At 51.5% G+C, this 433-nt stretch carries 5 tRNA genes (1 of these 5 cut by a window edge); all 5 read left to right on the plus strand.

The window, feature by feature from the left end:
* The first annotated feature begins 1 nt into the window (after position 1).
* Positions 2–91, plus strand: a tRNA-Ser gene (locus PG086_RS06565).
* A 10-nt stretch (positions 92–101) separates the two neighbouring features.
* Positions 102–175: transfer RNA gene (locus PG086_RS06570), tRNA-Met, on the plus strand.
* A gap of 3 nt (positions 176–178) precedes the next feature.
* A tRNA-Phe gene (locus tag PG086_RS06575) sits at positions 179–251 on the plus strand.
* A gap of 16 nt (positions 252–267) precedes the next feature.
* Positions 268–338 (plus strand) — tRNA-Gly (locus PG086_RS06580).
* A gap of 33 nt (positions 339–371) precedes the next feature.
* Positions 372–433 (plus strand) — tRNA-OTHER (locus PG086_RS06585) (it continues 62 nt past the right edge of the window).

A 433-nucleotide genomic window follows, 5' to 3' on the forward strand; every position in this document is an offset into this window, starting at 1 on the left:
TGGAGGATTACCCAAGTCCGGCTGAAGGGAACGGTCTTGAAAACCGTCAGGCGTGTAAAAGCGTGCGTGGGTTCGAATCCCACATCCTCCTTTTATATTAACGCGGGATGGAGCAGCTCGGTAGCTCGTCGGGCTCATAACCCGAAGGTCGTAGGTTCAAATCCTGCTCCCGCAATTTGGCTCGGTAGCTCAGTTGGTAGAGCAATGGATTGAAGCTCCATGTGTCGGCGGTTCGATTCCGTCTCGCGCCATATCTTATTTTATTAAGCGGGTGTAGTTTAGTGGTAAAACTACAGCCTTCCAAGCTGTTGTCGCGAGTTCGATTCTCGTCACCCGCTTTGAACGAAAGTTCATACCAAGTTTTTAAACTTGGGCGCGTAGCTCAGGTGGTTAGAGCGCACGCCTGATAAGCGTGAGGTCGGTGGTTCGAGTC

The sequence above is a fragment of the Streptococcus halitosis genome (assembly GCF_027691175.1).
GTDB classification, from domain to species: Bacteria; Bacillota; Bacilli; order Lactobacillales; family Streptococcaceae; genus Streptococcus; species Streptococcus halitosis_A.